Below are 26,937 nucleotides of genomic sequence, written 5' to 3' on the forward strand. Positions count from 1 at the left end.
CCCTGTACACGGAAAGCATTGGAAGGTGAGCGACGACGTGGCGTACCTCCGTTTCCCGCATCTGCACGACGACTTGCTGTGCTTCGCAGCCGAGGACGATCTGTGGATCGCCCCTCTGGTGCCACAGGGACAGCGGCCGGGACGGGCCTGGCGGCTCACCGTCGACCGGACCCGGGTCGGCCATCCCCGTTTCTCCCCCGACGGCCAACACATCGCCTACACGACCTGGCGCAGCCTCGACCCCGAGATCCATCTCGCGCCCGTCGAGGGCGGGCCGGCCCGCAGACTCAGCTACTGGGGCTCCACCGACACCCGGGTGTGCGGCTGGACCCCGGACGGCCAGATCCTCGCCGTCTCCTCGCACGCCCAGCCGTTCTCGTACTTCTCGTGGGCGTACAACGTCCCGACCGACGGCGCTCCCGGCGCGAAGCTGCCGTGGGGGCCCGTCGCGCACATCGCGGTCACCGACGCGGAGGGAGAGCGGCGCACCCTGCTGCTCACCGGCAAGCCGCCGCACGAGCCGGCCGCGTGGAAGCGCTACCGCGGCGGCGCGACCGGCCGGCTGTGGCTGCACGGGCGGCGGCTCCTCGCCGATCTCGACGGGCATCTGGACTGCCCGATGTTCGTTTCCGGCCGGATCGCGTTCCTCTCCGACCACGAGGGCATCGGCAATCTCTACTCCTGCCTCCCCGACGGGAGCGATCTGCGGCGCCACACCGACCACGACGAGTTCTACGCCCGGCACGCCTCCAGCGACGGCCACCGGGTCGTGTACCAGTGCGCCGGGGACCTGTGGATCGTCGACGACCTCGGCCCGGAGGGGATGCCCCGCAAGCTGGGGGTGCGCCTCGGCGGACCGCGCGCCGGACGCCGTCCCTACCAGGTGCCGGCCGCCAACCACGTCGACTCGATCTCCGTCGACACGACGGGCCGGGCCAGCGCCGTCACCGTCCGCGGCAGTCTGTACTGGCTCACCCACCGCGACGGGCCCGCCCGGACGATCGCCGACACCCCGGGCGTACGCGTGCGGCTGCCCGAGATGCTCGGCACCGGCGGTCAGGTCGCCTATGTCACCGACGCGGAGGGTGACGACGCCGTCGAGATCTCCTATCTGCCGCGGGCGAGCGGTGAGCGGGAACCGCGGCGGCTGGCGTCCGGCCGGCTCGGCCGGGTCCTGGAGATGGTGTCGGACCCGGACGGGGAGCGGCTCGCCGTCGCCGCGCACGACGGCCGGCTGCTGCTGCTCGACGCCGCGGAGGACTCCGACGGCGGGACCACCGAGCTGATCCGGTCCCTCAACGGGCCGGTGCGCGATCTGGCCTTCTCCCCCGACGGGACATGGCTGACCTGGTCGCACCCGGGCATCGGCCGTTCCCTGCGCCAGATCAAGCTGGCCCGGATCGCGGACCGCACGATCGTCGATGTCACCAACGGCCGTTTCGAGGACGAGAATCCGGTCTTCACCAGCGACGGCCGTTATCTCGCGTTCCTGTCCTGGCGCGGCTTCGACCCGGTGTACGACGTGCACACCGGCGACCTGTCCTTCCCGCTGGGCTGTAGGCCCTACCTCGTACCGCTGTCCTCGGCCACGCCCTCGCCCTTCGCGCTGTCCCCGGACGGACGGCCCGCGGCCGGTGGTCTCGACCCCGTCGACGACTCGCTGCTGCCGCCCGAGGAGGGAGCCGGTTCCAGCACGGTCATGGTGGAGATCGAGGGACTGGAGAGCCGGGTGACGCCCTTCCCGGTCTCGGCCTCCAAGTACTCGGCGCTGTATCCCGTCAGCGGCGGCGGACTCGTCTGGCTGCGCTGGCCGATCTCCGGAGCCCTGGGCGAGACCTTCGTCAATCCCGCCGACACCTCCGGGCGCCCCACGCTGGAGCACTTCGACATCGCCAAGGCCCGCAAGACCGAACTCGTCGGCCATCTCGACTGGTTCGCGGTCAGCGGCGACGGAAGCAGGCTGGTCGTCGTCGACGACGGCGACCTGCGGGCCATGCCCGCCACCGAGTCGGGCGACAGCGACACGACGGTCTACCTGGATCTGCGAAGGATCCAGCACGACGTGGACCCGGCGTCCGAATGGCGCCAGGCGTACGCCGAGGCCGGCCGGCTCATCCGCGCGTACTTCTGGGAGCCGCAGATGTGCGGGATCGACTGGGACGCGGTGCTCGACCAGTACCGTCCGCTGGTCGAGCGGGTCGCCTCCCCCGACGAGTTCGCCGATCTGCTGCGCGAGGTGCTCGGCGAGCTGGGCACCTCGCACGCCTACGTCACGCCCGCGCGCCGCAACGAAGGGCCGCCGCACTACCAGCGGGCGATGGGCCTGCTGGGCACGGACCTGGTCTGCCGGGACGGGCAGTGGATGGTCAAGCGGATCCTGCCGGGCGACTCCTCCGACTCCAAGGCCCGTTCCCCGCTCGCCGGTACGGGCATCCGCGAGGGCGAGATCCTCACGCATGTCGACGGCCGGCCGGTGGACCCGGTGACCGGTCCGTTCCCGATGCTGGCCGCCGCGGGCGGGACGACGGTGGAGCTGACGTTCTGCCCGGCCCACAACGAGGAACGCTCGCGCCGGGTGGCGATCGTGCCGCTGATCGACGAACGCCCGCTGCGATACCAGTACTGGGTGGCCAAACGCCGTGAAGTCGTACGCGAGTTGAGCGGCGACAAGTGCGGCTACCTCCACATCCCCGACATGGGCGGCTCCGGCTGGGCGCAGTTCAACCGCGATCTGCGCCTGGAGGTCTCCCGGCCCGCGCTGATCGTGGACGTCCGCGGCAACGCCGGCGGGCACATCAGCGAGCTGGTGGTGGAGAAGCTGACCCGGAAGATCATCGGCTGGGACCTGACACGGGACGCTCAGCCGGTCTCGTACGCCTCCAACGCGCCGCGTGGCCCCGTGGTCGCGCTGGCCGACGAGGCGACCTCTTCGGACGGCGACATGATCACGGCGGCTTTCAAACTGCTCGACCTGGGCCCGGTGGTGGGCAGCCGTACCTGGGGCGGGGTGGTCGGCATGACCGGCCGCCACCGGCTGGGAGACGGCACGGTGATCACGGTGCCGATGAACGCGGCCTGGTTCGACGCCTACGGCTGGTCGGTCGAGAACCACGGGGTGGAACCGGACCTGGACGCCTTGCGCTCGCCGCTGGACTGGGCGGAGGGCCGCCATGTCCAGCTGGACGACGCCGTGCAGCTGGCGCTGGAGATGCTGACCCGCCGGCCGGCGGCGGAACCTCCCGGCTACGACACCGTGCCGGACCTCCGCCGCCCCAAGCTCCCGCCCCGCTGAGGCAGTTGGACACCGGGGCGCGGGTGAGGGCGGGCACGGCACGCAAGAGGCGCATCCACTCGCGCGGATGCGCCTCTTCAGTCACGCGCAGCGTCAGGCGTCGTCGTCCTGACCGAACTTCTGCTGCTCACGCATGGGCTCCTCGCGGGGCGTCCGCTCGCGCATGGGCTCCTCACGGGAGGTCCGCTCGCGCGGCTCCTCGTTGCCCTGCGGCCGACGACGCTCCTGCGGCTGCTGCTGACCCTGCGGGCGCCGGCGCTCCTGACCCTGCTGACCGCGCTGGGACGCCTCGTCCTTCGCGCCGGCCGGGGCCTGCTTGGCCTGGTTCTTGAGCTCCTGCGCCTTGTCCTTGAACTGGTCCTGAATGCCCATGCTTGTTCACTCCTAGAGGGGTGTGAGGGAGAGCGGGGACTGGTGTGCCCCCTGGGCCTCGACCAGCGTGGCACGCACGGACACGCTGCGCATTTCGATCAACTACGCTGCGTACGCGCCGCCTCGTCGGCCGCCCCTCCGGCACCCACAAGGCCCTTGGCAACACTGGCCAGACGCGGTTCGAAGCGCTTCATCTCCCGCTGTCCCACGAGCCCGATCACCGGCGGGAGATACCCGCGCAGCGACTGCATTCCGCGCAGCCACCACTGTCCGTAGACATGCGCGGAGCGCCGTTCGATCCCGGCCACGATGCGGTCGACCGCGGGGCCCAGCGGATAGGTGCGGTTGGAGGGCCACGGCAGTCGCTGCCGCAGTTCGCGCATCACGTCGTCCTGGTCCGCACCGCGTACGAGATCGGTGTCCGTCCAGGACAGATACGCGACGCCGACCCGCACCCCGCGGTAGCCGACCTCGGCCCGCAGGCTGTGTGCGAACGCCTCCACGCCGGACTTCGACGCGCAGTACGCCGTCATCATCGGCGCGGGTGTGACGGCCGCCAGCGACGCGATCTGGAGGAGGTAGCCGCGACTCTCCACGAGGACCGGCAGAAATGCCCGCGCGGTGACGGCACTTCCGATCAGATTGACCTCGATGACCCGGCGCCAGGCGACGGGGTCGGAGTCCATGAACGGCCCGCCCGCGGCGACCCCGGCGTTGGCGACGACGATGTCGACCTTGCCGAAGCGCTCCTTGACCTCCCGCGCGACCCGCGCCATCGCCTCGTGGTCGGTGACGTCCGCGTACCAGTGGTCGCTCTCGCTGTGGAGCCGCGCCGAGACCTTCTTCAACTCGTCGGGCTCCAGGCCCACCAGGGCGACCTTCGCGCCGCGCGCCGACAGCTTGCGGGCCAGCAGCTCACCCACGCCGCGGGCGGCGCCGGTGACGACGGCGACCTGTCCCTCCAGGCTCGTCCTGCTCATGCGACCTCCTCCTTCGCGCTCTTGATGTCCCCGGACGCGCTCTGGGCGTCCGCGGAGGAGTCGCTGACCCCATGGGCACCGGCCAGTTCACGGATCTTCGCGGTGACGGCCGCCGGGGCCTCCACCGGTGTCATGTGGCCCGTGCCGTCGAGCTCCACCAGCTCACGGCAGTCGGGCAGATTGGCGGCGATCCGCCGGGCGTGCACCATCGGCGTGAGCCGGTCGGCGGTGCCCGCCAGCACGACGGTGGGGACGGACAACTGCCGTACGCCGTCGTCGAGGTCGAGGCCGGCAAGCACCTGCGACCAGGCCACCCGTGCGGCCCGCGCGCAGGCGTGGACGATCCGGGCGCACTCCTTGACCTGCCCGGGAGTGGCGCCCGGCCCCATGGTCCCGTACTTGAGGAGCCGCCGGGACAGGGGCGTCACCGGCCCGAGCGGGGCGCGCGCGCCGAGCACCATGCCGGTGAGCCGGGTCCGCAGCGGACCGCGGCGCATCGGCAGCACGAGCGACTCCTCGACCAGCCGGGAACTGCCCGTGCTGCACAGCAGGACCGCGGCGGCGTGCTCCGCGAAGGCGGCCCGTCCCGCCGCCGCCATCAGCGTCATCCCGCCCATCGAGTGCCCGACGAGGACGGCCTTCTCGCCGGGAGCCAGCGCGGCCGTGAGCACCGCCTCCAGATCGTCGGCCAGTACGTCCGTGCTCACGGCGGCGGCAGCGGTACGGCCGTGGCCGCGCTGGTCGTAGACGACGACCCGGAAGTCACCGGCCAGCTCCCGGATCTGCGCGGACCAGAACTCGGTCGAACACGTCCAGCCGTGGGCGAGGACGACGGCGGGCGCGCCGTCGGGGCCGTACAGCTCGGCGTGGATGCGCGATCCGTCGGCCGAGACGGCGGTCAGGGTGCGGCTCGCGGTCGGTATGCGGCTCATCGCACGGCCTCCGGCTGCTCGGTCACGACGTCACCGGCGGACCCGGACACGCCGGTCGCCGCGGTTTCGCCGGCGGGCGCCGGCGCACCGGCGGGCACAGGCGCCCGCAGGATCTCGTACTCGGCGAGGTCCACCTCCCGCGTCGCCTGCCGGAACTCACGTGTCGTCCCGGGCCAGATGGTGGTGTTGCGCCCGCTCGCGTCGAGGTACCAGCTGGTGCAGCCGCCGGTGTTCCACACGGTGCGCTTCATCCGCTCCTGCACCCGGCGGTTCCAGGCGCCGACCGCGGACGCCCGCGGGGTGAGCGCCTTGCGTCCGCCGAGGATGTGCAACTGCCGCAGATAGTCGGCCATGTAGGAGAGCTGGGACTCGATCATCAGAATCATCGAGGAGTTCCCGAGGCCCGTGTTGGGGCCGATGATCGTCATCCAGTTGGGGAAACCGGCGGCGGTGGCGCCGCGCAGCGACTGCATGCCGTCCTTCCACGCCTCCGCGAGCGTGATGCCGTCCGCCCCGACGACCCGTTCGGCGATCGGCAGGTCGGTGACATGGAATCCGGTACCGAAGATGATCACGTCGGCCTCGGTCTCGGTGCCGTCGGCCGCCACCAGAGTCGAGCCGCGCACCTCCGCGAGCCCGGACGCCACGACCTCCACATTGGGCCGGGCCAGGGCCGGGTAGTACGTGCTCGACAGCAGGATCCGCTTGCAGCCGATGCGGTACGACGGGGTGAGCCGGGCCCGCAGCGCCGGATCCTTGATGGACCTGGCGATGTTCGCCTTGGCCAGGGACTCGACGAGCCCCAGCTCGTTCGGCCGCTTGGTGAACGCCTGGACCTGCAACTCCCGGATGCCCCACAGCAGTCCGCGCCGCGCGGACCCGGTGAACGGCAGCTGCCGGTGCAGCCAGCGCTCGGCCCCGGTGATCTTCCGGTCGACACGCGGCATCACCCACGGCGGGGTCCGCTGGAAGAGCGTCAGCTTTCCGGCCTCCGGCTGGATGGCGGGGACGATCTGGATCGCGGACGCCCCGGTCCCGATCACCGCCACGCGCTTGCCGCGCAGGTCGTGGTCGTGGTCCCAGCGGGCGGAGTGGAATACCTGGCCGGGGAAGCCGGCGAGCCCCGGGATGTCGGGGACCTTCGGGTCGGACAGCGGTCCGGTCGCGGAGACGACGACGTCCGCCGTGAAAGTGCCCTGCGACGTCTCGATCGTCCAGTGCAGCTTCTCGTTGTCCCACGTCATCATCCGCACTTCGTGGCCGAGGCGGAGGTGGGGACGCAGGTGGAAGGTGTCCGCGACGTGTTCGAGGTAGGCGCGGATGTGCTCCTGGCCGGAGAAGGTGCGCGGCCACTCGGGGTTGGGCGCGAAGGAGAACGAGTACAGATGCGAGGGCACGTCACAGGCACAGCCCGGATAGCTGTTGTCCCGCCAGGTCCCGCCGACGGAGTCCGCCCGCTCCAGGACCACGAAGTCGGTGATCCCCTCGCGGCGCAGCCGGACAGCGGCTCCCAGGCCGCCGAACCCGGATCCGATCACCGCCACCCGCACATGTGCGTGCGCTGCCTGCTTCCCCTGGCCCATGCCGCCGCCTCTCGCTTTACGTCACAACCCGCCCCGAACCGCGCCAGCAATCACTGGCACAGTTGGGAGAGTAGAGCAGCGGCATACCGAGCGGTAGGGGTACGGCGCGACAAGTTACCGGCGGTACAACATAGGCTTCCCCTGTGGCTGAAGTACGCGAGTACCGCATGGAGGAGCTGGCCTCGGAGGCCGGCATCACGGTGCGCACCCTGCGCTTCTACCGCGAGCGCGGGCTGATCCAGCCGCCTCGCCGGGAGGGCCGTATCGCCTGGTACGACGAACACCACCTGGCCAGACTGCGCACGATCGCCGCGCTCCTGGAACGCGGACACACCCTGAACGGGATAGCCGACCTCGCCACCGCCTTCGAGAGCGGACGGGACGTCGGGGAGGTGCTCGGTCTCGGCGAACCCACCGAGGAGACACCGGTGCGGCTGAGCCCCGAGGAACTGGCCGACTACTTCGAGGGCGAGGTCACCCCGGAGAACCTCGCCGCGGCCCTGGACCTCGGCTATCTCGCCACGGACGGCGACGAGATCGTCCACATCAGCCGCCGCCTGCTGGATGTGTCGGCGGCGCTGGTACGGGAGGGCGTACCACTGGCGGCGGTGCTGGACGCCGGCCGCCGGGTGCGGACGCACGCCGAGGCGCTGGCGGAGCTGTTCGTGGAGGTCCTCAGCGCGCACACGGCCGCGTCGGACGTGGAGAAACTGCGCCCGCTGGCCAAGAGCGTGGTGGATGCGGAACTGTCGATGGCCCTGGACCGGCGGCTGCGCGAGACACCGGGTCCGGCGGCGGGCTGAGGCGAGGCGACGGGGCGGCGCGCAGGCCGGGCCGGAACGAGCCGAGCGAGCCGAGCCGCCGGCGCGCCGGGCCCGATCCGCCCGCCCCGCTGAGGAGTTCGAGCCGGGCGGCGCGCAGAGCACCTTGAGCCGGGCCGCGCGCAGAGCACCTTGAGCCGGGCCGCGCTGAGCCGAACAGCCTGGGCGCGCCGAACCGGACCGACCCGAGCCGGACCGACCCTGGCGGCCTGAGCGCTCAGCCCTGGTCCGGCCGGCAGAACCCCCGCTACCCGAGCGCCGACTCGTACGCCACGCTCACCGGCGCGTGGTCGCTCCACCGCTCCCCGTGCGACGACGCCCGCTCCACCCACGCCTTCACCGCACGCCCCGCCAGCCCCTGCGTCGCCACCTGGTAGTCGATGCGCCAGCCGGAGTCGTTGTCGAACGCCCGCCCGCGGTAGGACCACCATGTGTACGGCCCCTCCTGGTCGGGGTGCAGCGCCCGCATCACGTCCACGTACTCCGCCTCGTCGAAGACGCGGGACATCCAGGCCCGCTCCTCGGGCAGGAAGCCGGAGTTCTTCCGGTTGCCGCGCCAGTTCTTGAGGTCGGCCTCGCGGTGCGCGATGTTCCAGTCACCGCACACGACGACCTCGCGCCCGTCCGCCGCGGCCCGTTCCTTCAGTCCGGCCAGATACGGCAGGAACTCGTCCATGAAGCGCGTCTTCTCGTCCTGCTTCGCGGTCCCCACCTCGCCGGACGGCAGATAGAGGCTGGCGACCGTGACACCGGGCAGATCCGCCTCGACGTAGCGTCCGCTGCCGTCGAACTCCTCCGACCCGAATCCGATCCGCACCCGGTCCGGCTCCCGGCGCGTGTAGAGGGAGACGCCGGCGCGGCCCTTCGCGGCGGCCGGGGCGTGCACCGTGTACCAGCCGTCCGGCTGCCGCACCTCCGCCGGAAGCTGCTCCGGCTCGGCCCGCACCTCCTGCAGACAGATCACGTCGGCGGCGGTGCCGGCCAGCCACTCCACGAAGCCTTTTCTGGCGGCGGCGCGGAGCCCATTCACATTCACGGAGGTCACGGTGAGCATCCGGGCACCTTACCCACGACCGCGAAACGGCTGCACGTACGCTCGGTGCCATGCATGTGCGCCCGGTTGCCTTCGACCACCCCGATGCCGCCAAACTCAACGACCAGGTCCAGCTCGAGTACGCCGAGCGGTACGGGGACGAGGGTGATGTGACACCCCTCGACGCATCGATGTTCACCCCGCCGCGCGGTCTGTATCTGATCGCGTACGACGACCGGGACCGCCCGGTCGCCACCGGCGGCTGGCGGTCCCAGGACGCCGTCGGCGGCGAGGGGTACGAGGACGGCGACGCCGAGCTCAAGCGGATGTTCGTGATCCGCGAGGCGCGCGGCCTGGGCGTCGCCCGCAGGATTCTCGCGGCCCTGGAGGCGGACGCCCTGGCCGCCGGCCGGACCAGGATGGTGCTGGAGACGGGCATCGCGCAGCCCGAGGCGATCGCGCTCTACGTCTCCAGCGGCTACACGCCCGCGCCGCAGAAATTCGGCCACTACCGCGAGTACGACAGCAGCCGCTGCTTCGCCAAGGTCTTGTCGCGCTCCTGACAACACACGCTTCCCGTGGCACTCTGCCTCACGCACGCCGATCCGCACCGGCTCATCCCCCACCCTGCCCGCGCGGCCTCACGCGCGGGCACGGCAGAAGGAGACATGCGTGAGACGCCATCGCACCGCCGCCGGGATCCTGTTGACCGTCGGCACCCTGCTCGCAGGCGCCCTCTCGGCCGCCACCGCGCACGCCGCCCCCGCCCCCACGCCCACCGCCTTCACCCAGCAGCACACGAAGGGGTTCTGGACCGCGGAACGGATGCGCGGCGCCACACCGCTCGACCTGCTGCCGCGTGAGCGACGCAGCACGCTCGCGGCCCCGGCCCCGGCCGGCACGCCGACCGTGATCCCGCCGACCCTGCCCACCGGCACGGCATCCGGCGCGTCCGTCCTGTCCTTCCCGCAGCCCGGCGGCCCCTGGACGAGCGGCGGCGCCGTCGTCAAGACGTCCGGCCGCGTCTTCTTCACCCTCCAGGGCCGTACGGCATCCTGCTCCGGCAACTCGGTCACCAGCCAGAACGGCAGCACGGTGATCACCGCGGGCCACTGCGTGAAGTACCAGGGCACCTGGCACACCAACTGGGTCTTCGTCCCCGGCTACGACAACGGCCAGGCGCCGTACGGCCAGTGGTCCGCCAGCCAGACGTTCTCGACACCGCAGTGGGTGGCGCGCGAGGACATCAACTACGACGTGGGCGCGGCGGTCGTCGCCCCGCTGAACGGCAAGACGCTCGCGGCGACGGTCGGCGCGCAGGGCCTGAACTTCAACGGCGGCTACAACAAGCCGATGTACGCCTTCGGCTTCCCGGCGGCGGCCCCGTACGACGGCAGCAGGCTGATCCACTGCAGCGGCAACTCCTCCCGCGACTTCCTCTTCTCGCAGGACCACAGCCTCGGCTGCAACATGACCGGCGGCTCCAGCGGCGGCCCCTGGTTCACGTCCTTCGACGAGGCCACCGGCACCGGACTCCAGGCGTCGGTGAACAGCTTCGGCTATGTCTTCCTGCCGAACCGGATGTTCGGCCCGTACTTCGGCAACGACGCCAAGGCGGTGTACGACAAGGCACAGGTGGCCTGACGGACACGAGCCCCTGCCGGAACTCCCGGCAGGGGCTCTCCCCTGGTACACCGCGTCGGGCGAGGGCTGCCTCGCCCGACGCCGGCGGTCACTCGCGGTCGAGGGCGCCGAGCGGGATGCGGTGCCGGAAGACGGATGTGGACGACCTGTGTCACACCGCCATCATGGCTGCACCCGCAGCAATCCGACTCGGCGTCAGTGCGGTGCCTTGCTCCTGTCCGCATGCTCTCCCTCGGTGTCCACGTGCGGCAGGATCCGGTCCAGCCAACGCGGCGTCCACCAGGCCGCGTTGCCCAGGAGTGTCATCACCGCGGGCACCAGCAGCAGCCGCACCACGGTCGCGTCGATGAGCACGCTCACCGCCAGCCCGAGGCCCATCATCTTGATCACGATGCTGTCGCTGACGATGAAGGCGGCGAAGACGCTCACCATGATCAGCGCCGCACAGGTGATCACCCGGGCGGTGATCTCCAGCGCGTGCGCCACGCCGGCCTTCGCATCGCCCGTGCGCACCCAGGCCTCGTGGACGCGCGAGAGCAGGAAGATCTCGTAGTCCATGCTCAGCCCGAAGACGATCGCGAACATCATCATCGGCACATAGCTCTCGATGGGCACCGTGCCCGACACCCCGAGCGCCGGGCCGCCCCAGCCCCACTGGAAGACCGCCACGACCACCCCGTACGAGGCGGCGATGGACAGAACGTTCAGCACGGCCGCCTTCACCGCGACCAGCACGCCGCGGAAGACGATCAGGATGATGAGGAACGCGAGAGCGACCACCACGGCGATGATCACCGGCAGCCGGCTGGAGACGATGTCGAGGAAGTCGACCTGGGCGGCCGTCGTGCCGGCGACATAGCCCTTGGCCGAGGTGCCCGCGACCGCCTCGGGCAGGACGTCGTCCACGAGGTGGTTGGTCAGCTCGGTGGTCCGCTCGTCCTGCGGCGCTTGCGTCGAGTAGGCCGTGCCGACGAGTACGCCACCGTCCTGCGTCGGCTTCAGCGGAGTGATCAGCGCGGCGTTCGGGACATCCGTGAGCGCCTTCTGCGCCTGGCTCGCGAGCGCCGGCCGGTCGGCCGCGGCGACCGAGGTCTGGTCGATCACGATGGTGAGCGGCCCGTTGGAGCCGGGCCCGAAGGCGTCCGACATCAGATCGAACGCACGCCGGTCCGTGAACGACTTCGGATCCGCGCCGTCCCCGATGTGTCCGAGCTGGATGGAGAAGACCGGGACGGCGAGGACGGCGATGGCGATCACTCCCCCGGCGAGGAACCACCAGGGCCGCCGCTCCACGCGCATCGCGTAGCGGTGCCAGGTGCCGTGCGCCTCCTGACCGGGCTCCGCGTCCGTCTCCGCGATCGGCTTGCGCACGTGGTACTTGTCGATCGCCCGCCCGATGAGTCCCAGCAGCGCGGGCACCAGGGTGAGCGCGCCCAGGACGGCCGAGACGACCGTGACCGCGGCGGCCACACCGAGCAGTGAGATGAAGCTGATCCCGGAGACCGACAGACCCATCAGGGCGATGATGACCGTGCAGCCGGAGACGAGCACCGCCCGTCCGCTGGTGGCGACCGCCCTGCCGGCCGAGGCGACCGGATCGAGACCGTCCATGAGGTTCTGCCGGTGCCGCGTGATCAGGAAGAGCGCGTAGTCGATCCCGACACCGATGCCGATCATGGTGGCAAGCGTCGGCGAGACCGTGGCGAAGGTGAACGCGGCGGCAAGCAGCCCCAGCGCGGCGAGCCCGAAGATCACCCCGACCAGGGCCGTGACCAGGGGCAGTACGGCGGCCAGCACGCTGCCGAACCCGATCAGCAGCACCACGATCGCGACCCCGAAGCCGATCAGCTCACTGGTCCGGTCGTTGGCCTCGGGCCGTGCCAGCTCGCCGAGCTGCCCGCCGTACTCGACTTCCACGCCGGCGGCCCGCAGCGGCTCAACTGCCTCGTCGACATCGTCCAGGTACGACTCCTGCAACGTCGAGGGCTGCACGGCGAAACGGACGGTGATGTAGCCGGTCTCACCGTCCGTGGACAGCGGGCCGACGTTCGGTCCGGGCGGCGGGGGCGGTGGCGTGCTGCCGGCCGGCGGCAACGGGTTCTGGGCGGAGAGCACGTCCGGCAGCTTCTGCAGATTGCCGATCACCGTGGACATCTGCGAGCTGGAGTCGGTGAGCGGTTTCGCGGGGTCGTGCAGCACGATCTGGCTGCCGTACCCGCCGGCCGCGGGATCGTGCGCCTTGAGTACGTCCAGCCCCTCCGCCGACTGGACGCCCGGCAGCGCGAAGTTGTCGGAGTAGTCGCCGCCGTAGGCGTGGTTGAGCGCCTGGAGCCCCGCCAGGCCGGCCAGCCAGATCACGATGACCCAGATACAGCGCCGCGCACACCATTCACCGAGCCGACGCAGCATGGCTTCTCCCGACCGAGCGAGATCAAAGGGACATCAGGCATTAAATAGCCGATTCCGCCGAGAGTGTGGGCGCAACGACGAGGCCCGCCGGATCGCCACGACCGCCCTCCGGGCTGCCCGGACGGCGCCGGTCCGGAGCGATTCAGGAGTAATGGACAGAATTGTGCATTTTGCTCCAAGAACGTGGAACCCGATGGGTAAAGCGGTCCCCCTGGCTGCTCATGAGCGGAGAGTGCCATGGATACGGTGTGGTTGATCGTCATCATTGTGGTTGCCGTGATCGTCGTCGCGCTGCTCGTCATGACCGCGCAGCAGACCGCGCGACGCCGACGCCTCCAGGAGCGTTTCGGCCCCGAGTACGACCGGGCGGTACAGAAGGGCGAGAGCCGTCGAGACGCCGAGCGCGACCTCGCCTCACGGGAACAGCGCCATGAGGACCTGCAGATCAGACCGTTGCCGCCGGCGACCCGGGACCGGTACGCGCGGGATTGGAACGCGGTGCAGGAACGGTTCGTGGACAGCCCCGACCAGGCGGTGGGCGAGGCGGACCGGCTGGTGATCCTGCTGATGGGCGAACGCGGATACCCGACCGAGGGCTACGAGCAGCAGACCCGGGACCTGTCGGTCGATCATGCCCGCACGCTGGAGCACTACCGGACCGCCCATGAGATCAACAGCCGTGTCGGCGTCGGCAACACCTCCACCGAAGAACTACGGAGCGCGATGGTCCACTACCGCGCGTTGTTCGACGAGCTGTTGAGGGACGAGACCGACAGCTCACCCGACACCGGCCGACGACAGCCGTGAGCAAGGGAGAGTGACATGCAGCGAGAAGGCGGACTCGGGCGAGAGAACCCCGGTCGCTTCGCACCGGGCGAGGAGAAGCTGTCCACCGAGGACATAGCGAAGAGGGACACGGAACCGGCGGAGCCGACCCGGCTCGCGGCGCCCTCAGCACCGGTGACTCCCCCGGCGAAGCCGCCGATGCAACCTTCGGCCGAGGAGATGACCGACGCGGGGCCCGCGGAACCCGGCGAGCGCACCGAGCCGGCCACGGAGGACATCAAGGCGTCGGCCACCGAGGAGACCCCGCGGAAGTCGGACACCCCGAGCCATGACGAAGAAGCCGTTCCGCTTCTGGACTCCGGCACGGAAGACGACATGCGCTCCCGCTGGGGTGACATCCAGCAGGGCTTCGTGGACGACCCGCAGGCGGCCGTACGGTCCGCGGACGCTCTGGTCGCCGAGGTCATGCAACTGCTCGCCACGACCTTCGCCGCGCACAAGGAAGGTCTGGAGAAGCAGTGGCACCAGGGCAACGAGGTCGCCACCGAGGACCTGCGGATCGCGCTGCGCCAGTACCGGTCCTTCTTCGACCGGCTGCTGACGACGTGACCCGGCCGGCGCGCGGCCCAGACAGGACCACCGGCCGCCGGGCGGAGGCGAGTTGAGCCGGGCGGGGACTTCGCCGCCGGACAACAAGAGAGAGCCCCAACCGGATCACTCCGGTTGGGGCTCTCAGCTGCGGTGGACCGTTCGCGGGTGGGTCTGACCTGCACATACGGAGGCTATGCGCGAGCCCTTCCCAAGCGTTCGAAGATCATTTCCCAGCCATTTGCATGACACACCTACAAAGGTCCACCCGCTCGTCGGCACGGCGGCGCCCAAGATCCGCAGCGCCCACGGCGCCCTGTTCGGCAAGGGCGCGCACCACCCTGCTCACCGCTGCGTCGATGACCTCGCGTTCTCAGATCCGTAAAGCCGGTGGCCGGCGCTGAAGAGGCACCGAGGAGAAGAGGGACGCCGCAACGGGCCGTCAGCCGCTGGCCGGCCTACGCTGCCGCACGGTCGAACCGCGGACCGACTCCTTCACCGGGGCACTTTTGCCACTCCAGCGGATCCACCGCCCCGGGGACCGCCGGGCCTCGGCCGTGCAACAGGCGGGGTGGTGGGGAGAACTGCCACTCAGGGCGAAGGCCGCGGAAACGGGCATGCGGTCAGCTCGCGGCCGGTCCGGGTCCGTAGTCCGCCGTGAATCCGCCCAGACCGTCCGCGAGGTGGGCCAGCCAGCCGCTCGGGGAGTACGGCTGGGGCGGGTCGACCTCCATGCCCAGCTCCGCCACCGCGAGGGCGTATTCGGACTCTTCGAGGCCGAGGGCGAGCAGTTCGTGGAGCTCGCCCGTGAGGCGGGCAACCAGCCGCGGGTCCGTGGTGGCGGTGTAGTCGCGTACGGCCGCGTCGTGGTCCGGGAACTCGTCCGGCATGTCCTGCGAGAACCAGCCGCCGAGGAACTGGCCGAGCTCGGCGAATCGGGCGTGCCACTCCCAGTGGGTACGAGGGGTGGACGTGGGTGGGACCTCGCCCTCCTCGATGGACCTCTTCAGGTAGTCCGCGATCACGAACAGCCAGTCCTGGATGGCAGATTCGGGCAGTCCGACGTCCGGAACCGGGTAGAATTCGCCGAGGCTGAGGCGCAGCCGGCCCGGTGGGTTGCGGGCGTATTCGCGGAGCTGCTGTTCGGCCGTGGCCAGGGCCCAGGGGCGGGTGTGCCAGGTGTGGCGGAGGTAGGCCTGGAGAGCTTCGCTCGGGTTGTCCGGCTCATCGTCGGCCGACATGCCGGTGTACGCGCTCATCACCTGGTTCAACTCACCGTAGCGGCGGTCGAATTCGAGCGGCTTCATGGACACGGCGCTGGACCTCTACAGGTAGATCGGGACGGTGGTCAGCACGACGAAGCCGTGCGGGCTGTTCGGATCACGCTTGAGGACGACGCGTGCCGCGCGCACATCGACGGGCTCGCGCCCGGCGAGCATCATCGCCTGCAGCAGTACGCGGCCGACGGGCGCCTCGCGGGAGGGCCAAGCGGCCTCGATGGCGAGACGGGCGCGGGTGCCCTGGGCGAGCCAGCGGTGAATGTTCTGCTCGTTGCCGTTCACCACCTGCTGGGTGGCCCAGTGGGCGGTTTCTCGGTCGGGGTAGGTAGCCGAACGGGTCCGCACGGTCATGCGCAGAACCTCCTGTGGGCGGTGCGTGCTTCAGGAACCGGAATGCTCGGTCCGCATGTGGTCGTCGATTCTTCGCGTGATCTGACGCAGTGCGTCGTGCGAAGCCCAGGGAATCCATCGTGTCACGTTGGCGGACAGCGCTGCGGGCTTCGGAAAAAGCACGAGTACTGATTGGGCATCGGCTGCCAGTCGGGAGAACGTCTCGCTGCAGAACGGATGCTCCGCATCGATGAACGCCGCGATCGAGTCGGACAGCAAAGGGTACTCGCCGTCATAAATCCAGTTGGCGCCGAACCCGAAAAGCTCCGGGAAACGGGCTGCCGCCTCCCAGTCCGCCAGGGGGAGATGGGAGAATCCGGCATCCGGCTCCTGGTCGACCATCCTGATCAGGCTGGCCAGCGTGCGCAGGTACTCGTCCCCCGGAACACCGTCTCGCGCCTTGTCCAGCCGTTCGGTGAACGCACGCGGGAAGAATGCCGCGCCCTCCGACCGAAACAGGTCGGCCGTGTGGTCGAGCAGGGCGGCAACGGACGCGACGGGAAACAGCCAGCGCGATGTGTCGGCGGCACACATGGTGCGGACGAAGCGCCTGAGCTCGTCGTCCAGGCCGAGGGCCCCCTGCGACTCCTGGGCACGCAGTGCTGTCTCGACCACGCGTCTGACCGGTCCGTCGTTGAAGAGGGTGCCGGTGTGCGAGATCACGTCGCGATCATCTCCATGAAGAGCGTCCGAAGGTTTCAGGGGGACACGGGGTATGACGTGATCACCACGAAGGGAGGGTCCAAGCCCTTCCTGTACTTCAGGGCGACCTGTGCGGAGTGCACCTCGCTCGCGGTCGCCCCCATACCGTGCGCATCATAGTCGGCGCGCTCAACGGTGCGGCCGGTGACATCCGGGAAGGTGAGGGTCAGCGGCGGGGATATCTTGGAATTGTTCGGGTCCCAGGCGGGGTTGTTCCTTTCCCGCTGCTGCACCCGCTCGATCCACTTCTCGATACGGTCCGCGTTGTCGATGTCGTCGAGCGCGGTCTGGGTGAACCGCTGGGCGGAGCCGAGATCCTTGTACGCCGAAGCGGACGGCGCGTTGTTCTGGTCGCGCAGCCGTTGAGTCAGCTGGTCGTCGGTGAGCCCTATGTGCTTGTCCACACCGTGGCTTCCCCCGATCCCTTCCTGACTCGCGAGGTCGAGCGGATAGAAATGGTCCTTCGGGTTCTCACCCGGAACCATGTATTTGTGCTCGTTCTTGAAGTCGTTCAGTGCCCTGGCGCCGAACGACTCGGCCCGGGCCTCCTCCGCGTGGAACGTGGGCGCGCTCCGGTGCGCCTCGTCCAGCGGCCCCGTCAGCGCGTCCAGCTTCGGCACCAGTGCGTTGACGCGGGAGTTGTACTCGGTGACGATCGCGTTCAGTTTCGCGGTATCGATGTTGAGGACGATGCCCGCACTGAGCTGGGCGGCGCCCTTGGCGACGCCCTTCCCCAGGCCCTTGATGAGCCCCTTGACGTCGTCCATGCCAACGCCGTCCTTGAGGTTCACGTCGATCTTGGGAATAGCCTCCTCGACGGCGTCCCAGTACACGTCCCAGACCTCGCCGTTGAGGTACACGGCCGCCTCGGCGAACTGGTACAGCAGATCGCTGACCTTCTGAGCAGTGTCGAACAGCACCGTCATCACCGGATGCGTGGCGGTGGGCGAGGAGGCCGAGTCATGCTTCCACTCGTAGCCCGCCGTGCTTGTTCCCCACGCCGTCGTGCCCCACAGCGAGCTGCAGAACCGGCGCATGGCATCGTGCCATTCGCTGTTGCTCTGCTGCGTGATGCTGCTCACGTTGCCCGTCAGGCCGCTCTCGGCCATAGAGAGCGTCATGGTCGTCGCCATCCAGGCCTTGGACAGCGCGTTGAGGTAATGCTGCTGCGGGTACGGGTAGACCTCGGCGACCTTGCCCATCCGGAAGGCGTGCTTCACGACCGGACGCAGCACCTCGCGGATCGGCTCCGGCACCCATTCGAGCAGCGAACGGATCCAGCCGTCGCCGCCGTCGTCGTCACCCCACTTCAGGTTTGGTACGGAGCCGTAGTCCGGCACTTTCTCGATGACCTTCGGGAGCGGTTGGGTGACCGCCGTCGTGCGGCCCGTGACGTCGTTGGCCGCCTCGGCCTTGGCGTAGTTGTTGGCCGTGGAGGTAAAGCCGACCGCGGCGCCGCCGATGCTGACCACGCTCTTCGCCCACACCTCAAGGAAGCGGTCGCCCACCTTCACGTAAGAGGTGGCGAAGGCCTGGGGAGCGGTGCCGTAGCCGCCGGCGTCCGGGTACTCCCTCAACTTGTCCAGGAAGTCCTTGGCGCCTCTGTCCATCGGCGTCTGCTGCATCGCCACGCCGCCCGAGACCCGGAACAGGTCCGACGGCTTGACGTCGATGGTGCCGTTCTGGCCCGGACGCTGCGTGCCCTGCTGCGGCCCGGAGTTCGGTCCCGCCATCAGCCGGCACTCCAGCCTCGCAGCACTGCCTGGTGTGCCGCCGCGTAGTTGATGTGCCCCTTGGTGACGACCTCGTGCAGCCACTTCTGCGCCGCCCGCAGGTCCTGGGCGGAGTGGTCCCACTTGTCGAGCTCGTCGACGAAGACCTCGCGGGCCTCGCCTTCCCAGGTGAGGACGATCTTCTCCGCCCGTCCGTACAGCAGATCCAGTTGCTCGTTGAGGTTCTTGAGGATGTCCTCGAGCTCGCCGGACAGACTCTGCAGCGTCGCAAAGTCGACCGTTATGTGTTCGTCGTCCACCATCCTTCTCCCCCGTACTCAGAAATCGGCGATGCTGCTCCGCGGCGCGGCGGCGGCCGGGTTCGGCGTCGAGAGCTCGGCGGCCTCGGCCTTCACATCAGTCCCGGTCTGGATCTTCCGCAGCTGCTCCATGACGTCGAGGTCCTGCTCCGAGAACCCGTCCCTGCTCAGCCGTACACCCTGTTCGAGGCGCTGGATGACCAGGCGGATGCGCACGGCGTCCTCGGCCGCGCCCCGGTGCAGGGCCCGGTACGCCTTGGCCGCGGGCCCGCGCCAGCCCGCCTCGATGCTGTCGACGACGGCGTCCATTCGCTTGACCTGTTTATCCAGGTAAGCCTGCATCGCGTCGAGGTCGTCGGCGAGAGCGGTCAGCCGATCGCCCTTGACCCGCAGTCTGGTCCGTCCGCTTTCACCACTCATGGCAGCCCCCGGTTCGTGGTGGTCAACAGCGCTTTCTCCGCTGCCACTTCCGATATACGCAGCACCCTAGCAATACCGCTTCAGGGCGCGGCAGCGGCGGATTGTCCACCGGCACGGGTCCGCTCACCCGTGGATCGCGGTTGCGCGACCCTGTACCCCCTTGCGTCAGCCAGTCACTTTCGCCTCCGCCAAGAACCGGCTCGGCTCCCCCGTCCACGACACATACAGCCCGTCCCGCGCCCGTGTGCAAGCCACGAACAGCAGGCAGCGCTCGGACAGGAGGTCCGCTTCGTGCTGGAGGCGGTCCACCTCGACAGGTGTCATCGCCTTCGGCGCGGGCAGGGCGTCCGCGTTCACGCCGGTCACGGCGACGCAGCGGAATTCCAGGCCCTTGCACGAGTGCATGGTGCCGACGCGAACGGCGTCCGCCCCTTCCGGTGCGTCGGCCCTCAACCTCTCCGCCGGGATACCGGCGACCGCCAGCTTGGCGAGCGCCTTCTCTACGCCTTTGTTGAAACGGGAGATGACGCAGATCTCGCCCGGAGCCACGCCGTTCTCCGTCCACCCACTGACGCGGTCGACGAGCGCGTCGAATTCGGCTTCCTCCGACGCGGCTGCGTGGATCTCGGGGCCGTTGCCGTGCAGGGCCGAACGATAGCCGAGGAGGGTCTCGTTGCGGGCGTCGTCCTCCAGTTGCTCGAAGGGACGGCCGACGAGGAGGGCGGTGGACCAACTAAGGATCTCGTGTGTGGAGCGGTAGTTCTTCCGCATCTTGGTGGATCGTCCGGCGACCCTGATGCCGAGGGCCCGCAGAGAGACCTTCGTGTCGTAGATGCGCTGATGAGGATCGCCGGCGATGAACAGGTCGTCAGGTCGCGCCGGGACGGCCGCGCGCAACAGCCGCCATTGGGCCGGGTGCAGATCCTGTGCCTCGTCGATGACAATGTGCCGGTACAGCGGACCGTTCGCCCGGAGCAGGTCGGCCGCCTCCGTGCACGTCCCCAGGTAGGTGCGCCGGCCGTCCGCCGCGAGACGGTCGGTGAACTCCCGGACTGTCCGCCACACCAGGGGGCGTTCGGCGGCGGGGAGGCGGCTACCCCGCCCACGCCGGTCGGCGGCCTCGTACTCCCCCTCACTCCGCAGATCCTGGGCCAGGATGACGTGCTTGTACTCCTGCCCCAGGAACTGAGCCGTTCCGGTGAACCCGTGGCCTGGGCGGCCTGCTTCCAGCGGCTCTCTTCTTCGCCACCGCCCAGCGGGCGGCGCGCGGTGGAAACGACGCGGCTGGCGAAGGCGTCGACGGTGGTGATGTCCACGCGGGCGCGCAGTTCCTCATCCTCGATGAGCGTGGCGAGTCCGGTGCGCAATGCGGCGACGAGAGCGTTGGTGTACGTCGTCAGCAGGACGCGGTCGCCGTCGCGGCAGGTGTTTGACGCGGTGCAGGGCGACGACAGTCTTGCCGGTGCCGGGGCCGCCGCTCACCTGGGCCGGTCCCGAGTAGCTGGCCCGGTAGGCGACCTTGTGCTGGGAGGGGTGGAGGTAGACCCGCCAGGCGGCAAACGGGCTGTCGAGGATGTCGCGCAGTTCGTCGGAGGCGGTGACGAGGGCGATGCGGGTGTGGGTGTGGCTGATGGCGGTCGCGTAGTCGGTCGTGTCCACCGGGTCGGACGCGGAGGTGGGGAGGTTGGCGGATACCAGGTCGCGCCAGACGTCCTCCACAGTGAAGCCCTCGGCGAGGTACTCCAGGACTTCCCTCTGGTCCTGCGGAAAGTAGGGGGCGAAGGCCTCCAGTGCTCTTTGCTGGTGAGGACACGGGCCTGGCGCAGGGTGGTCTCGTCGATGCCGAGCGCGGCCAGGTCACCGTCAGAGACCTTGGCGAAAAGCCGCTCGTCGTCCACAACATCAAGGAACTCGAGCAGTACCTGGCCGCCAGCAAGCAGAGCGCGATCACCGGCCTCGACCTCGAGCCGAACGATGTCCTTCTCCCCTACCCGACGATCCACTTGACGATCGCGGCCCGCTCTCAGGTGCTGAGCCGTAGCCCCTGAGTGGGCACGTTCTGGGTAATTGAAGATCGACACGTCGCGAGACCGCAGGAGTCTGACTCCACGCCTGCGGTCCACGCGGCATGTCCGCATCCCAACTCCCGGTCTGTTCCGACGCGGACCGCCGCGCTTCCCGGCGGCCGGCAGGCTGACTTTCACACAAGTAGGAGCTCAAACGCCGAGATCCCGGTCAGACGATGACCGTCTGACCGGGATCTCGTGAACAGTTCGCGAGCTAACCCGCGAACGGCCCTGCGGTGGACCTGTGGGGATTTGAACCCCAGACCCCCTCGATGCGAACGAGGTGCGCTACCAGACTGCGCCACAGGCCCTTGCAACGAGTGAAACTCTAGCATCCCCATCGGGGTGCTTGGAAATCCGTTCCTTCGCTGGTCACGAGGGTCACTCGTTGGCGGCGCGGGGCCGGTCCTCGTCCGCGTACTGGTCGAACAGGGGGGTGCGGCCGCGGTCGCGGGAGGAGCGGCGGGGCTGCGGTGCGCGGCGGCTCGGGGCGGGGTCCGCCTCCTCCGCATGCTCGGCAGCGGGCTCCGCCGTCGAGGAGCGTGCGGAGCTCCAGGTCTCCGGGTCGCTCATGTCCACGCCACTCGTCGCCCGCGGGGCGACGGGCGCGGTGACATACGTCGGCAGGGGCACCGGGACCGGGTCCCAGCTGTCGCCCGTCGCCGGGCCGCGGTCACGCTGCTGGTCCACCCACTCAGCGTGGTCGGTCTGCTCGACCAGCGCCCGGCGGCCCGCCTCCTGCGGCGAGAGCCTGGCGGCGTCGGGCTCCGGGCGGGCTTCGAGGTCCTCGCCCGGCGGGGCGGAGGACGCCGCAGCGGCCTGGTGCCGGCGGGGCCGGTTCTCCCGCAGCCGCTGCGCGGCGATCTCCGCACGGCGCCGGTCCATGACCACCACGAAGCGCCGCCGCTCCTGCGCGCGCAGATGCACGATGTAGGCGCTGAGGAGGACGGCGGGAACACCGGGCGCCCACAGGAAGCCGAGTCCGCCGACAGCCGCCACCACCGCGCCCACCGTGAAGGCCAGGAACAGCATCACGGTGGTGCGTCTGCGACGGGCCAGCACCTTGCTCCGCCGCGCGCGCTCGGCGGCCGGGCCGCTCTGGCGCGGACGGCGGGCACGGGGTGCGGGGACCGGGATCCGGGCTTCGGTGCGGGGCGCGGCGAAGGCCCGGACGTCCACGGAACTCATCGGGTCCGTGGCGACATCCGGGGCCGCGTCGGGTTCGTTGCGCCCTTCGCCCGGCCGCCTTGCCTCATCGGCGTCGCCGTGTGACGACTCCGCCGATTCGGCGGTGCGTTCCCGCAGCTCCCTGGCGTACCGGCGCTCCATCGCCCCGCGTCCGGACAGCAGCCGGATGGCGGTGGAGAAGCGTTCCGTCGGACGGGCTTCGTTCAGCTCGTCCTGCCTGCGGAGCCACATCGGCACCAAGTAGGCGGCCCAGGCCCCGACGATGACTGCGTAGATGAGGCCGCTGCTGCTCACGCATCACACCGTAGAGGGATTCGCGCAAGGGCATCCGCCAATTGGCCCGGTGTGTCGCACGATCCGGCTGATATCACTGACTTTTTTTGCGATTGTTCAGATCAACGCATGGTCGACACCGATCAATTTCGAACGTTTATTTTATTTCTCGCGGTGTTCCCGGTCGCGCCCGGTGCCAGCGGCGGAGCAGTCCGTCGGGCACCTCCTCGGCCGTCAGCGCGAAGACCAGATGGTCCCGCCACGCTCCGTCGATGTGCAAATATCGGGGGCGCAGACCCTCTTCCCGGAAACCGAGTTTCTCCACGACGCGGCGGCTCGGCACGTTCTCCGGCCGAATGCAGACTTCCATACGGTGCAGCCCGACCGAGCGGAAACAGTGATCCACGGCGAGCGCCACGGCGGTCGGCATCACCCCGCGGCCGGCCACCTCACGGTCGACCCAGTACCCGACGTGGCCCGAGCACATCGACCCCCAGGTGATGCCGGCGACCGTCAACTGGCCGACCAGCCTGCCCCGGTACTCGATGACGAACGGCAGCATCCGGCCCGCGTTGGCCTCCGCCCGCAGATGCCGGACCATCTGCCGGTACGTGGGCCGTTGCGTGAGCGGTGCGCCGGGCCCGGGCGGCGGGATCGTCGCCTCCCAGGGCCGCAGCCAGTCACGGTTGCGCCGGTTGACCTCGCGCCAGTTCCGCTGGTCGCGCAGCTTTATCGGGCGGAGAGCGATGTCGCCGTCCGTCAGGATGACCGGCCAGGGCGCGTTCAGGTCGGGCTCCCCGAATGCGGATGGTCCCCGCCGCGGAGCTGGTCGACGGCGTGCGGCAGCAGCGGCTTCAGCACCGCGAGCCCGTCCCGCACCCCGCCGGTCGAGCCGGGCAGATTGACGATCAGGGTGCGGCCGGCGACACCGGCGAGACCACGGGAGAGGGCAGCCGTCGGCACCTTCTCGCGCCCGTACGCGCGGATCGCCTCCGGGATGCCGGGGACCTCGTGATCGATGACGGGCCGGGTGACGTCGGGGGTGCGGTCGGTGGGCGAGATGCCGGTGCCGCCGGTGGTGAGGATGACGTCGTAGCCGGCGGCCACGCCCTCGCGCAGGGCCCGCTCGACCGGTTCGCCGTCCGGGACCACACGCGGGCCGTCGACCCGGAAGCCGAGCGCGGTCAGTCCCTCGACGAGCACCGGGCCGCCCCTGTCCTCGTAGACCCCGGCGGAGGCGCGGTTGGACGCGGTGATCACCAGGGCCCGGCGGACGGCGTCCGGGCCGGGGCCGTGACTGTGGCTGTACACCTCTCCGGCGCGTGCCGCCCGGATCACTGCCGGCTCCAGTCGCCGGACTTGCCGCCGGTCTTCTCCTCCACCCGGACGTCCGTGATCACGGCCGCCTTGTCCACGGCCTTGACCATGTCGACGACCGCGAGCGCGGCGACCGAGACCGCGGTCAGCGCCTCCATCTCGACGCCCGTGCGGTCGGTGGTCCTGACGGTCGCGAGGATCTCGACGGCATCGTCGGCGACGGCCAGGTCGAGCGTGACGCCGGAGAGGGCGAGCGGGTGGCAGAGCGGAATCAGCTCGGGGGTGCGTTTGGCGCCCATGATCCCGGCGATACGGGCCGTCGCCAGCGCGTCCCCCTTGGGGACGCCCTCACCCCGGAGCAGTTCCACGACGCGTGGGGATACCAGGACCCGGCCGCTGGCCCGGGCGGTTCGTGCGGTGACGTCCTTGTCGGAGACGTCGACCATACGGGCCGCCCCCGCCTCGTCGATGTGCGTCAGCCTGCCTTGGGTACTCATGTCGGTGCGCTGCTCCCGTCCGGGCCCTCGGGGCCTGTGTGGGCAGACACGGTACCGCCACGGTAAGCAGGTCAGCCGAGGAGGACCACTTCGACGTCCGCGCCGGGCTGGACCGAGGTGTCCTGCTCCGGGACCACGATCAGGCAGTCGGCGTGCGCGAGGGCGGCGATCAGATGGGAACCGGAACCCCCCACGGGAGTGACGGTGCCCGAGCCGGAGTCGTACGCACCCCGCAGGAACTGGCGCCGGCCGGACGGTGAGCTGAGTGCCTTGTCGGCCTTCAGGGTCGCGCGGGTCGTCGGCCGCCGGACGTCCTCCAGGCCCATCAGACGACGGATCGCCGGGCGGACGAACAGCTCGAAGGAGACGTACGAGGAGACCGGGTTGCCCGGCAGGGCGAGCAGCGGGGTGTGTTCGGGGCCGATCGTGCCGAAGCCCTGCGGCTTGCCGGGCTGCATGGCCAGCTTGCGGAAGTCGATCCCGCTGCCCGGGACGTCCTCGTCGCCCACCGAGGACAGGGCTTCCTTGACGACGTCGTACGCGCCGACGCTGACGCCACCCGTGGTGACCAGCAGGTCCGCACGGATCAGCTGGTCCTCGATGGTGGCGCGCAGGGTCTCGGCGTCGTCCGTGACCGCGCCCACCCGGTAGGAGATGGCGCCCGCGTCCCGAGCGGCCGCGGCGAGCGCGAAGCTGTTGGAGTCGTAGATCTGGCCCTCGCCCAAGGCCTCGCCCGGCTGGACCAGTTCGCTGCCGGTGGAGAGGACGACGACGCGCGCACGCGGTCGGACCCGCACGGTGCCGCGGCCGATCGCCGCGAGCAGGCCGATCTGCGGCGGGCCCAGCACCGTGCCCGCCGCGAGGGCGAGGTCACCGGCCTGGACGTCGCTGCCGCGGGGGCGGACATGGGCGCCGGCCTCGGCGGACCGGTGGACTCGGACCTGACCGCTCGCGCCCTCGGGGGCCTCGCCCGCCGGGCGCATCGTGGTGGCCGCTCCCCCGCCGGTGCCGCCGTCGGTCCACTCGACCGGGACGACGGCCTCCGCGCCCGGAGGCAGCGGCGCGCCCGTCATGATCCGCGCGGCCTGGCCGGGGCCGACCGTGGGCAGCCCGCCACTGCCGGCCGCCACATCGCCGATCACCGTGAGGACGGCGGGGAACTCCTCGGTGGCGCCCCGCACATCGGCCGTACGGACGGCGTACCCGTCCATGGAGCTGTTGTCGAACGGCGGCAGGGCGACCGGGACCGTGACGTCCTCGACGAGGACACAGCCCTGGGCGTCCGGCAGTTGCAGCTCGATCGGGTCGAGCGGGCGGATCGCTGCGAGGATGTCCTCGAGGTGGTCGTCCACCGACCAGGTCGTGCTGCTCACCGTGTTACATCTCCTCGGTCACAAAACTGCGGAGCCAGGTCCGGAACTCGGGTCCCAGGTCATCACGTTCGCACGCCAGTCTGACAATGGCCCGCAGATAGTCGCCGCGATCGCCGGTGTCGTAGCGACGGCCCTGGAAAACGACGCCGTGCACCGGGCCGCCGATCGTCTCGTCCTCGGCGAGCTTCTCCAGGGCGTCGGTCAGCTGGATCTCGTTGGCGCGACCGGGCGCGGTCTCCCGCAGTATGCCGAAGACGGCCGGGTCCAGGACGTACCGGCCGATGATGGCGAGGTTCGACGGAGCTTCGGACGCCTCGGGCTTCTCGACCAGCTTGGTCACCTTGACCACGTCGTTCTCGTCGGTGGCCTCGACGGCGGCACAGCCGTACATGTGGATCTGGGCGGGGTCGACCTCCATGAGGGCGATGACACTGCCGCCCTCCCGCTCCTGGATCTCGACCATGCGCGCGAGCAGTGGGTCGCGCGGGTCGATGAGGTCGTCGCCGAGGAGGACCGCGAAGGGCTGGTCGCCGACGTGCGGCGCCGCGCACAGGACGGCGTGACCGAGTCCGCGCGGATCGCCCTGGCGCACATAGTGCATGGTGGCCAGGTCGCTGGACTCCTGGACCTTCTTCAGCCGGCTCTCGTCGCCCTTGCGGGTGAGCGCCTGCTCCAGCTCGTAGTTCCGGTCGAAGTGGTCCTCCAGCGGCCGCTTGTTGCGGCCCGTGATCATCAGTACGTCGGAGAGACCGGCGGAGACCGCCTCCTCGACGACGTACTGGATCGCGGGCTTGTCGACGACAGGCAGCATCTCCTTGGGAGTGGCCTTCGTGGCGGGCAGGAACCGCGTGCCGAGACCGGCGGCCGGGATGACAGCCTTGCTGATCCTGGGCTTCGGAGGAGTCATGCGCTGCACAATAACCGGTGAGTATGGGCTGAAGATGAGCCTCCGGTTAACT

Annotated in this window: 24 protein-coding genes, 1 tRNA gene and 1 pseudogene; 6 read left to right on the plus strand and 20 right to left on the minus strand. The window is 70.1% G+C overall.

Annotated elements, in window-relative coordinates; all coding sequences use genetic code 11:
- The first annotated feature begins 25 nt into the window (after window positions 1-25).
- The gene (locus tag ABTX78_RS13690) at window positions 26-3,292 is read left to right on the plus strand and encodes a S41 family peptidase (protein ID WP_352206975.1); all 3,267 of its coding nucleotides are present in this window, start codon (window positions 26-28) and stop codon (window positions 3,290-3,292) included.
- Between the two features lie 93 nt (window positions 3,293-3,385).
- Here the strand turns inward: ABTX78_RS13690 and ABTX78_RS13695 are convergent, their stop codons facing one another.
- The 4 genes from ABTX78_RS13695 to ABTX78_RS13710 all read right to left on the minus strand — a co-directional run bounded on the left by ABTX78_RS13695 (window position 3,386) and on the right by ABTX78_RS13710 (window position 7,159).
- Window positions 3,386-3,664: a hypothetical protein gene (locus ABTX78_RS13695; protein WP_352206976.1), complete on the minus strand. Its 279-nt coding sequence runs from the start codon at window positions 3,662-3,664 to the stop codon at window positions 3,386-3,388.
- Window positions 3,665-3,762: 98 nt separating this feature from the next.
- On the minus strand, window positions 3,763-4,644 hold the full coding sequence (locus tag ABTX78_RS13700; protein ID WP_352206977.1) for an SDR family oxidoreductase: 882 nt from the start codon (window positions 4,642-4,644) through the stop codon (window positions 3,763-3,765).
- The gene (locus ABTX78_RS13705) at window positions 4,641-5,576 is read right to left on the minus strand and encodes an alpha/beta fold hydrolase (protein WP_352206978.1); all 936 of its coding nucleotides are present in this window, start codon (window positions 5,574-5,576) and stop codon (window positions 4,641-4,643) included. The genes ABTX78_RS13700 and ABTX78_RS13705 overlap by 4 nt, the downstream gene beginning before the upstream one ends.
- Window positions 5,573-7,159, minus strand: coding sequence for a flavin-containing monooxygenase (locus tag ABTX78_RS13710; RefSeq protein WP_352206979.1), 1,587 nt, complete (start codon window positions 7,157-7,159; stop codon window positions 5,573-5,575). The genes ABTX78_RS13705 and ABTX78_RS13710 overlap by 4 nt, the downstream gene beginning before the upstream one ends.
- Before the next feature lie 167 nt (window positions 7,160-7,326).
- Here ABTX78_RS13710 and ABTX78_RS13715 point away from each other — a divergent pair, with 167 nt between their 5' ends.
- Window positions 7,327-7,962, plus strand: a complete 636-nt coding sequence (locus tag ABTX78_RS13715) for a MerR family transcriptional regulator (RefSeq protein WP_352207069.1) — start codon at window positions 7,327-7,329, stop codon at window positions 7,960-7,962.
- Window positions 7,963-8,227: 265 nt separating this feature from the next.
- Here the strand turns inward: ABTX78_RS13715 and ABTX78_RS13720 are convergent, their stop codons facing one another.
- Window positions 8,228-9,034, minus strand: a complete 807-nt coding sequence (locus ABTX78_RS13720) for an exodeoxyribonuclease III (protein ID WP_352206980.1) — start codon at window positions 9,032-9,034, stop codon at window positions 8,228-8,230.
- Between the two features lie 50 nt (window positions 9,035-9,084).
- Between ABTX78_RS13720 and ABTX78_RS13725 the strand changes: the two genes are divergently transcribed.
- Complete coding sequence (locus tag ABTX78_RS13725) at window positions 9,085-9,576, plus strand: GNAT family N-acetyltransferase (protein ID WP_352206981.1); 492 nt, start codon at window positions 9,085-9,087, stop codon at window positions 9,574-9,576.
- A gap of 109 nt (window positions 9,577-9,685) precedes the next feature.
- A complete protein-coding gene (locus tag ABTX78_RS13730; protein WP_352206982.1) occupies window positions 9,686-10,657 on the plus strand; it encodes a trypsin-like serine peptidase in 972 nt (323 codons plus the stop codon).
- A 195-nt stretch (window positions 10,658-10,852) separates the two neighbouring features.
- Here ABTX78_RS13730 and ABTX78_RS13735 read toward each other — a convergent pair whose 3' ends face one another.
- Window positions 10,853-13,066 (minus strand): MMPL family transporter, encoded by a 2,214-nt coding sequence (locus tag ABTX78_RS13735; protein WP_352206983.1) that lies wholly within the window; start codon window positions 13,064-13,066, stop codon window positions 10,853-10,855.
- Window positions 13,067-13,303: 237 nt separating this feature from the next.
- On the opposite strand from ABTX78_RS13735, the gene ABTX78_RS13740 reads away from it, so the two are divergent.
- Both ABTX78_RS13740 and ABTX78_RS13745 read left to right on the plus strand, forming a co-directional pair.
- Entirely contained in the window at window positions 13,304-13,873 is a 570-nt protein-coding gene (locus ABTX78_RS13740) for a hypothetical protein (protein ID WP_352206984.1), read from the plus strand.
- 15 nt (window positions 13,874-13,888) lie between these two features.
- Window positions 13,889-14,461, plus strand: coding sequence for a hypothetical protein (locus ABTX78_RS13745; protein ID WP_352206985.1), 573 nt, complete (start codon window positions 13,889-13,891; stop codon window positions 14,459-14,461).
- A gap of 602 nt (window positions 14,462-15,063) precedes the next feature.
- On the opposite strand, the gene ABTX78_RS13750 is transcribed toward ABTX78_RS13745, so the two are convergent.
- From ABTX78_RS13750 to galU, 14 genes and pseudogenes are all read right to left on the minus strand, one after another.
- Window positions 15,064-15,753: a contact-dependent growth inhibition system immunity protein gene (locus tag ABTX78_RS13750; RefSeq protein ID WP_352206986.1), complete on the minus strand. Its 690-nt coding sequence runs from the start codon at window positions 15,751-15,753 to the stop codon at window positions 15,064-15,066.
- 12 nt (window positions 15,754-15,765) lie between these two features.
- Entirely contained in the window at window positions 15,766-16,071 is a 306-nt protein-coding gene (locus ABTX78_RS13755) for an RNase A-like domain-containing protein (protein WP_352206987.1), read from the minus strand.
- Between the two features lie 30 nt (window positions 16,072-16,101).
- Window positions 16,102-16,773, minus strand: a complete 672-nt coding sequence (locus ABTX78_RS13760; protein WP_352206988.1) for a hypothetical protein — start codon at window positions 16,771-16,773, stop codon at window positions 16,102-16,104.
- 35 nt (window positions 16,774-16,808) lie between these two features.
- Window positions 16,809-18,545 carry an RNase A-like domain-containing protein gene (locus ABTX78_RS13765; protein ID WP_352206989.1) on the minus strand — a complete coding sequence of 579 codons (1,737 nt, stop codon included), beginning with the start codon at window positions 18,543-18,545 and terminating at the stop codon, window positions 16,809-16,811.
- Window positions 18,545-18,847 (minus strand): WXG100 family type VII secretion target, encoded by a 303-nt coding sequence (locus ABTX78_RS13770; RefSeq protein ID WP_352206990.1) that lies wholly within the window; start codon window positions 18,845-18,847, stop codon window positions 18,545-18,547. Before ABTX78_RS13770 ends, ABTX78_RS13765 begins: the two co-directional genes overlap by 1 nt.
- Window positions 18,848-18,862: 15 nt before the next feature.
- Complete coding sequence (locus ABTX78_RS13775) at window positions 18,863-19,264, minus strand: WXG100 family type VII secretion target (protein WP_352206991.1); 402 nt, start codon at window positions 19,262-19,264, stop codon at window positions 18,863-18,865.
- A 165-nt stretch (window positions 19,265-19,429) separates the two neighbouring features.
- A pseudogene (locus tag ABTX78_RS13780) lies at window positions 19,430-21,225 on the minus strand (UvrD-helicase domain-containing protein); the annotation flags it as partial.
- A 342-nt stretch (window positions 21,226-21,567) separates the two neighbouring features.
- Window positions 21,568-21,641 (minus strand) — tRNA-Ala (locus ABTX78_RS13785).
- A 70-nt stretch (window positions 21,642-21,711) separates the two neighbouring features.
- A complete protein-coding gene (gene sepX, locus ABTX78_RS13790) occupies window positions 21,712-22,812 on the minus strand; it encodes a divisome protein SepX/GlpR (RefSeq protein ID WP_352206992.1) in 1,101 nt (366 codons plus the stop codon).
- A gap of 136 nt (window positions 22,813-22,948) precedes the next feature.
- Window positions 22,949-23,578, minus strand: coding sequence for a GNAT family N-acetyltransferase (locus ABTX78_RS13795; protein ID WP_352207070.1), 630 nt, complete (start codon window positions 23,576-23,578; stop codon window positions 22,949-22,951).
- On the minus strand, window positions 23,575-24,102 hold the full coding sequence (locus ABTX78_RS13800) for a MogA/MoaB family molybdenum cofactor biosynthesis protein (protein WP_352206993.1): 528 nt from the start codon (window positions 24,100-24,102) through the stop codon (window positions 23,575-23,577). Before ABTX78_RS13800 ends, ABTX78_RS13795 begins: the two co-directional genes overlap by 4 nt.
- Window positions 24,103-24,125: 23 nt before the next feature.
- Entirely contained in the window at window positions 24,126-24,605 is a 480-nt protein-coding gene (gene moaC, locus ABTX78_RS13805) for a cyclic pyranopterin monophosphate synthase MoaC (protein WP_352206994.1), read from the minus strand.
- A gap of 71 nt (window positions 24,606-24,676) precedes the next feature.
- Complete coding sequence (glp, locus tag ABTX78_RS13810) at window positions 24,677-25,978, minus strand: molybdotransferase-like divisome protein Glp (protein ID WP_352206995.1); 1,302 nt, start codon at window positions 25,976-25,978, stop codon at window positions 24,677-24,679.
- A gap of 4 nt (window positions 25,979-25,982) precedes the next feature.
- A complete protein-coding gene (galU, locus tag ABTX78_RS13815) occupies window positions 25,983-26,885 on the minus strand; it encodes a UTP--glucose-1-phosphate uridylyltransferase GalU (RefSeq protein WP_352206996.1) in 903 nt (300 codons plus the stop codon).
- Window positions 26,886-26,937: the final 52 nt, after the last annotated feature.

It is taken from the genome of Streptomyces sp. NPDC096193 (genome assembly GCF_040302905.1).
GTDB lineage: Bacteria > Actinomycetota > Actinomycetes > Streptomycetales > Streptomycetaceae > Streptomyces.

What these genes read in the sequence shown, in the direction of transcription:
- ABTX78_RS13695 (WP_352206976.1), bottom strand. Translation starts at nt 3,664, where the DNA reads ATGGGCATTCAGGACCAGTTCAAGGACAAGGCGCAGGAGCTCAAGAAC.
- ABTX78_RS13700 (WP_352206977.1), bottom strand. Translation starts at nt 4,644, where the DNA reads ATGAGCAGGACGAGCCTGGAGGGACAGGTCGCCGTCGTCACCGGCGCC.
- ABTX78_RS13705 (WP_352206978.1), bottom strand. Translation starts at nt 5,576, where the DNA reads ATGAGCCGCATACCGACCGCGAGCCGCACCCTGACCGCCGTCTCGGCC.
- ABTX78_RS13710 (WP_352206979.1), bottom strand. Translation starts at nt 7,159, where the DNA reads ATGGGCCAGGGGAAGCAGGCAGCGCACGCACATGTGCGGGTGGCGGTG.
- ABTX78_RS13715 (WP_352207069.1), top strand. Translation starts at nt 7,327, where the DNA reads ATGGAGGAGCTGGCCTCGGAGGCCGGCATCACGGTGCGCACCCTGCGC.
- ABTX78_RS13720 (WP_352206980.1), bottom strand. Translation starts at nt 9,034, where the DNA reads ATGCTCACCGTGACCTCCGTGAATGTGAATGGGCTCCGCGCCGCCGCC.
- ABTX78_RS13725 (WP_352206981.1), top strand. Translation starts at nt 9,085, where the DNA reads ATGCATGTGCGCCCGGTTGCCTTCGACCACCCCGATGCCGCCAAACTC.
- ABTX78_RS13735 (WP_352206983.1), bottom strand. Translation starts at nt 13,066, where the DNA reads ATGCTGCGTCGGCTCGGTGAATGGTGTGCGCGGCGCTGTATCTGGGTC.
- ABTX78_RS13740 (WP_352206984.1), top strand. Translation starts at nt 13,304, where the DNA reads ATGGATACGGTGTGGTTGATCGTCATCATTGTGGTTGCCGTGATCGTC.
- ABTX78_RS13745 (WP_352206985.1), top strand. Translation starts at nt 13,889, where the DNA reads ATGCAGCGAGAAGGCGGACTCGGGCGAGAGAACCCCGGTCGCTTCGCA.
- ABTX78_RS13755 (WP_352206987.1), bottom strand. Translation starts at nt 16,071, where the DNA reads ATGACCGTGCGGACCCGTTCGGCTACCTACCCCGACCGAGAAACCGCC.
- ABTX78_RS13765 (WP_352206989.1), bottom strand. Translation starts at nt 18,545, where the DNA reads ATGGCGGGACCGAACTCCGGGCCGCAGCAGGGCACGCAGCGTCCGGGC.
- ABTX78_RS13770 (WP_352206990.1), bottom strand. Translation starts at nt 18,847, where the DNA reads ATGGTGGACGACGAACACATAACGGTCGACTTTGCGACGCTGCAGAGT.
- ABTX78_RS13775 (WP_352206991.1), bottom strand. Translation starts at nt 19,264, where the DNA reads ATGAGTGGTGAAAGCGGACGGACCAGACTGCGGGTCAAGGGCGATCGG.
- moaC (WP_352206994.1), bottom strand. Translation starts at nt 24,605, where the DNA reads ATGAGTACCCAAGGCAGGCTGACGCACATCGACGAGGCGGGGGCGGCC.
- galU (WP_352206996.1), bottom strand. Translation starts at nt 26,885, where the DNA reads ATGACTCCTCCGAAGCCCAGGATCAGCAAGGCTGTCATCCCGGCCGCC.